The organism is Pseudomonas sp. BF-R-01 (assembly GCF_019946615.1).
Lineage (GTDB): Bacteria > Pseudomonadota > Gammaproteobacteria > Pseudomonadales > Pseudomonadaceae > Aquipseudomonas > Aquipseudomonas migulae.
The window spans coordinates 1-6,091 of sequence record NZ_JAGYFX010000178.1; the positions used below are offsets into that span (position 1 = coordinate 1).

The 6,091-nt window shown below is 61.9% G+C and carries 6 protein-coding genes; 2 read left to right on the top strand and 4 right to left on the bottom strand.

What is annotated here, in order from left to right; genetic code table 11:
• Nucleotides 1-48: 48 nt before the first annotated feature.
• The 4 genes from KGB27_RS30550 to pedF are packed head-to-tail and all read right to left on the bottom strand — an operon-like array spanning nt 49 to nt 3,099.
• On the bottom strand, nt 49-981 hold the full coding sequence (locus tag KGB27_RS30550; protein ID WP_223557342.1) for a quinoprotein relay system zinc metallohydrolase 1: 933 nt from the start codon (nt 979-981) through the stop codon (nt 49-51).
• Nucleotides 982-997: 16 nt separating this feature from the next.
• On the bottom strand, nt 998-1,759 hold the full coding sequence (locus KGB27_RS30555) for a quinoprotein dehydrogenase-associated SoxYZ-like carrier (protein WP_223557343.1): 762 nt from the start codon (nt 1,757-1,759) through the stop codon (nt 998-1,000).
• Nucleotides 1,756-2,634 (bottom strand): substrate-binding periplasmic protein, encoded by an 879-nt coding sequence (locus KGB27_RS30560; RefSeq protein ID WP_223435884.1) that lies wholly within the window; start codon nt 2,632-2,634, stop codon nt 1,756-1,758. Before KGB27_RS30560 ends, KGB27_RS30555 begins: the two co-directional genes overlap by 4 nt.
• A 3-nt stretch (nt 2,635-2,637) precedes the next feature.
• Nucleotides 2,638-3,099 (bottom strand): cytochrome c-550 PedF, encoded by a 462-nt coding sequence (gene pedF, locus KGB27_RS30565; RefSeq protein WP_008024878.1) that lies wholly within the window; start codon nt 3,097-3,099, stop codon nt 2,638-2,640.
• A 254-nt stretch (nt 3,100-3,353) separates the two neighbouring features.
• Between pedF and exaA the strand changes: the two genes are divergently transcribed.
• Together exaA and KGB27_RS30575 are read left to right on the top strand one after the other, a co-directional pair.
• A complete protein-coding gene (gene exaA, locus KGB27_RS30570) occupies nt 3,354-5,246 on the top strand; it encodes a quinoprotein ethanol dehydrogenase (protein WP_008036738.1) in 1,893 nt (630 codons plus the stop codon).
• A gap of 138 nt (nt 5,247-5,384) precedes the next feature.
• Nucleotides 5,385-6,032, top strand: a complete 648-nt coding sequence (locus tag KGB27_RS30575) for a pentapeptide repeat-containing protein (protein ID WP_223557344.1) — start codon at nt 5,385-5,387, stop codon at nt 6,030-6,032.
• The last annotated feature ends 59 nt before the right edge of the window (nt 6,033-6,091 follow it).

A 6,091-nucleotide genomic window follows, 5' to 3' on the forward strand; every position in this document is an offset into this window, starting at 1 on the left:
TTGCTGGCGATGGCGCCAATGAAATCGCCATCGCCAGCAAGCTGGCTCCTACAGGTTTGAGTCAACGCGTTTCATTTGTGTGCGCTCGTAGCGCGGATAGAGATGGCTGACGCTGCGGATCAGTTCGTAGCGACTCAGGCTGATCCCGGCGAAGCGTTCGGGAATCGGGCTGCGGATCATCTCGGCCATGTCGCTGCCGTTGGCCGCACCCTCGCGCATCAACTGGTCGAGCCAGCCAAGGTAGTCACGCATTTGCTCGAACGGTTTTGCATCCGTGGCCACCGGGCCGTGACCGGGGATAATAAGCGTCCACGGCAGCCCCTGAAGCGTGGCAATGTCCGACAGCCACACCGACAACCCCGGACTGTTGGGCGTGGTCAGCGCCCGCTGGTAAAACACCAGATCCCCGGCAAACAGCACGCCGGTTTGCTGGTCGAGAATAGCCAGATCCGCGCCGGTATGCCCACCCAGGCTCAGCAGACGCAGATCATGATTCCCAAAATTTCGCACGCCGGGCGTCAGCGTCTCGGTCGGCAACACCACTTCGGTGCCCCGCATCCAGTCGCCCACCAACCGATACATGTTCTCGGCCATGGCGTCGCCCTGCTGCTTCAACAACTCGCAGGTGCCCGCGAGCGCGCCGATCGGCACATCGCTGAAGGCCTGATTGCCCAGCACATGATCGGGATGATGATGGGTCAGCAACACCTGGATCACCGGTTTGTCGGTGGTCGCAGCAATGGCTTTGCGCATCGCTTCGCCGTATCGCCTGGACGGCCCGGTGTCGATCACCACCACCCCGCGTTCGGTGACGATGAAGGCGGTGTTGACGATGTTGCCGCCGTTGGCCTTGGCAAAATTGTCGGTGCTGCCTTCCAGCAGCCAGGTGTCGGCGGCGATCTGCCTGGGCTTGAGTGAATAGTCGAGTTCGGCCAACGCCGGAAGGCTCAGGCTAATGAACAACAGCAGCATCCAGCGCATCACGCGCTCCTTTGAGTCAGGGTATGGCCGCATCAAATTCGTTGCCGCTGTTGTCGCGCAGCAACAGGCGCGTCTGCCCTGCCCCTTCGATGTCGAAGGCCAGGTTGGGGTTTTCGCTGACGGCGGGAAACAATTCGAGGCGGGCCAGCACTTGATCGTTCTGATCCCGCAGCTCGGCATGGTTGATGAAGAATTCCGGGATACCGCCGACCATGCCGTTATCCATCGGGTGCGCCACCTGCAAACGCAAGCGGCTGAATTCGCCACGGGGATAACGTCCGCCAAGCACTTCGCCGATGTGCTCTTCCCAGCCCGGCTGGGTGCGCACCACGCTCGGCGCCGTACATCCGCCGCCCGCCGCATCGATCAGGGTCGAGCCGACATGCCACACACCGTCGCGAGTCAGGACGGCCGCGCGCAGCGGCGTGGCTTGTTCAACACGAATGCGGATCGACAGCCAGGGCAACACCCGATCCAGCGGCTGGAAATCGACAATTTTCGGCAAAGGATTGAGCTCGGCCCAGGCGAGGATTTTCACCACCTCGCCCTTGAACGCACGGGCATCGATTTCCAGTGGCACTTGCCGGGCGTCTTCGGCGAACGGCGGCGCCAGCAGCTTGACCCGCTCATCAAACACGAACGGCGCGTCGCCAAGCATCTGCTTGTGATAGAAGGCCCACATCACCGACGGCACCGGGTCTTTGCCCGGTGCGATGTCTGCCGCGTGCGCGGCCACGGGTAGCCAACAGGCCAACAGACAACACATGCGCCAGTTCACTGTTGATACATCTCCGGGACGTCATAGCGCAGGCCATAACGGGCATAAATGGCTTTCACCGAACCCTCGCGGATCAAGGCTTCCAGCGCCTCTTCCACGGCATAGGCCAGTTGCCGGTTGCTCTCGTGCACGGCCATGCCGATTTCCCAGAGTTGCTTGCCCATGTTCGGGTAGGCGTTTTCCGCCAACGCCACTTGCGGGTCGGCGGCTTCATGAACCTGCCAGTCGATCTCGCCGCGCATGGCCATGACCGCGTCGACTTCGCCCGCCTTCATCGCCGCGAATGCCTGGGGCACGCCGGGGTAGTGATGGGTTTTGCCGGCGAGCATGCCGTTGAACACCGAGGTCAGGTAGAACGACGGCACACTGTCGACCTCGACGCCGATCGGGTGATGCTCGAACACCGCGACGCTGCCTACCGACTCGAGCCGACGACGGTCATAGGCGACTTGCCATTGTTCGTTCTGATACGGACCGAACATCACCACATGGCTGTTTTCCAGTTCACCCAGTTCGTTGCGCTTGCGTGCGTAATCCTGGTCATAGGGCACGCGCATCATCAGGTCGGCCAGTTGCAGATCGTGCAACGGACTGGCGCGCCAGATGTAGTCGCGCAGGTCGTCGTCGAGCTTCTCGCCGGCGGGCGCCCAGATCAGCGTCAGGCGCACACCAAGCGCTTTGGCCAGCGCCTCGGCGAGGTCGACATCGACGCCACGGGGTTGGCCGGCGTCGTCGAAACTGTAGGGGGCGAAGTCTTTGTAGACCGCCACTTTCAGTTCCCCGGCGGCGATCATTTCGTCATAGCTGCGGACCTGCGCCTGCACCGTCTGGCAGCACAGCAACACAGCGCTGATCAACACCGCGAGCAGGCGCATGCATTACTCCTCGACGCGGACGCTGTCCAGGTAGGTGCGAACCGCCCACAGGGCTTCCTGGCTCAGGTAGTCTGCCATTTTCGGCATGTACACCCGGCCGTCACGCACCGCGCCATGGCGCACCCGTTCGACGAACCATTCATCACCGGCCTCGCCGACATCGAGCATGCGCAAATCAGGCGCGATGCCGCCGGACTTGGCTTCCAGGCCATGACAGGCCGCGCAGTTCTGGTTGTAGGCCGATGAACCGATCTCGACGGCCTTATCGTGTTCCGGGGAAGTGCGGTAAGGGTTCACCGCCGCCCATCCATCGCCATCGAGTTGCACGCCGGCGTCCTTGATCGGGGTCAGTCCCTGGGTTTCGACGGCTTGTGGCACGACATTGCCGTGAGCCCAGACCGAACCTGCACTGATGAAGCCGGCCAGCAGGCCGGCAACGAGCAAGGCGTTGCGTTTTGTTGTCATTGTTATGCCCTCAGGATTGCACGCAAAACCTCTTTACAGAGGCTATGGCAGCCATCTTAGGAATCACTTCGCACAAGCCCCATGCTGCTTTGGTGGTCGCCACCCAGTACCTTGGTAGTAGGGCTTGCGACGCACATCCAAATCAGGTGCCGCCTGGGAAATTTTCCCGGCAACAGCGGGACTTTTTCCGTATTCGGCACCCCGTCGGACGCACCACCCTGTGCAGGCCAAAACCTCCACTGGGAACTGCAACCATGACAATAAGATCGCTACCCGCCCTTTCCCCTTTGACCCTCGCCGTGCAAGCCTTTTTGCTGGTGAGCAGCCTGTCCCTGAGCGCTGCCAGCCAAGCTGCAACCGCGCCTGCCACACCGACGCACAACGTGAGCTGGGAAGACATTGCCAACGATCACCTGACCACCAAGGACGTTCTGCAATACGGCATGGGCACCAACGCCCAGCGCTGGAGCCCTTTGGCCCAGGTCAATGACAAGAACGTGTTCAAGTTGACGCCGGCCTGGTCCTACTCCTTCGGCGATGAGAAGCAGCGCGGCCAGGAATCCCAGGCCATCGTCAGTGACGGCGTGGTGTACGTCACCGGTTCGTACTCGCGGGTATTCGCCCTCGATGCCAAGACCGGCAAGCGCCTGTGGACCTACAACCATCGCCTGCCGGACAACATTCGTCCGTGCTGCGATGTGGTCAACCGTGGCGCGGCGATTTATGGCGACAAAATCTACTTCGGCACCCTCGACGCGCGACTGATCGCGCTGGACAAGAACACCGGCAAAGTGGTCTGGAACAAGAAATTCGGCGACCACGCCGCCGGTTACACCATGACCGGCGCCCCGGTGCTGATCAAAGACAAGACCAGCGGCAAGGTGCTGTTGATCCATGGCAGTTCCGGCGATGAGTTCGGTGTGGTCGGGCAACTCTATGCCCGCGACCCGGACACCGGCGAAGAAGTGTGGATGCGACCTTTCGTCGAAGGCCACATGGGCCGCTTGAACGGCAAGGACAGTACGCCGACCGGCGACGTCAAGGCGCCGTCCTGGCCGAACGATCCAACTACTGAAACCGGCAAGGTCGAAGCCTGGAGCCACGGCGGCGGCGCCCCTTGGCAGAGCGCCAGTTTCGACGCGGAAACCAACACCATCATCGTCGGCGCCGGCAACCCTGGCCCGTGGAACACCTGGGCGCGTACCTCCAAGGACGGCAACCCGCACGATTACGACAGCCTCTACACTTCGGGCCAGGTCGGCGTCGATCCGAGCACCGGCGAGGTGAAATGGTTCTACCAACACACCCCGAACGATGCCTGGGATTTCTCCGGCAACAACGAGCTGGTGCTGTTCGACTACAAGGACAAGGACGGCAAAACGGTCAAGGCCACCGGCCATGCGGACCGCAACGGTTTCTTCTACGTGGTCGACCGCAACAACGGCAAATTGCAGAACGCCTTCCCCTTCGTCGACAACATCACCTGGGCCAGCCACATCGACCTGAAGACCGGGCGGCCGGTCGAGAATGAAGGCCAGCGTCCGGCCAAGCCGCTGCCGGGGGAAACCAAGGGCAAACCGGTGGAGGTTTCGCCGCCGTTCCTCGGTGGTAAGAACTGGAACCCGATGGCCTACAGCCAGGACACCGGCCTGTTCTACATTCCGGGCAACCAATGGAAAGAGGAATACTGGACCGAAGAGGTCAACTACAAGAAAGGCTCGGCCTATCTGGGCATGGGTTTCCGCATCAAGCGCATGTACGACGATCACGTCGGCACCTTGCGGGCGATGAACCCGACCACGGGCAAAGTGGTGTGGGAGCACAAGGAACACTTGCCGTTGTGGGCTGGCGTGCTGGCGACCAAGGGCAACCTGGTGTTCACCGGCACCGGCGACGGTTTCTTCAAGGCCTTCGACGCGAAAACCGGCAAGGAGCTCTGGAAGTTCCAGACCGGCAGCGGCATCGTCTCGCCGCCGATCACCTGGGAACAGGACGGCGAGCAGTACATCGGCGTGACCGTCGGCTATGGCGGCGCGGTGCCGTTGTGGGGCGGCGACATGGCCGAGCTGACCAAACCGGTGGCTCAGGGCGGGTCGTTCTGGGTGTTCAAGATTCCGAGCTGGGATAACCAGACCGCGCAGAAGTAATTCTCCCCACCCACCTCTGTGGGAGCGAGCCTGCTCGCGATTAACCTGAGACCGCCGCGGGGCACCAGACACCCCGCGTCATCGTTGACGACCATCGCGAGCAGGCTCGCTCCCACAAGGGAAGCCAGAGACCTTGCCATGAAATACCTGCCTCTAATGCTATTGCTCGCCGCCCTTCCGGTTTTCGCGGATGACAGCGACGACGCCCCCCTGATCATCAACGGCTGCACCCTCGCCGAACACAGCCAGTGCCCCGGCGCCAATCTCAAAGGCGCCAACCTGAGCAATCAGGACCTGCGCAACATGAACCTCAGCGGCGCCGACCTGCGCGACGCCGACTTGCGTCACGCCCGCCTCGACCTCGCCAACCTGGAAAAAGCCCAACTGCAAGGCGCCAACCTGACCCGCGCCAGCCTGCAACAAAGCAACCTGCGCCTGGCCGACTTCAGCGGTGCTACGTTGATGGCGGTCCAGGGCTGGGGCTTGTTTGCCCAGGGTGCGCAGTTTCAGGACGCCAACCTCAGCGGCGTCTACCTGCAATTCGCCCGCCTCTCCGGCGCCAAACTGCACAACGCCAACCTGCGGGCGGCCGACCTGGAAATGACCTGGTTGAGCAAAGCCGACCTCAAAGGCGCGAATCTCAGTGATGCCAATCTGCAGGAAGCCAAGTTCGGTGAAAGCAACCTGGAGCAGGCAAACCTCAGCGGTTCGCGTCAGCATTATGCGAACTTTCAGGATGCGAATATGGACGGCTGCATCGGTTGCCCGACGACGTGGAACAAATAGCACCTCCCCTCTTTGTAGGAGCCGGCTTGCTGGCGATAGCGGTGGGTCAGGCACCATTG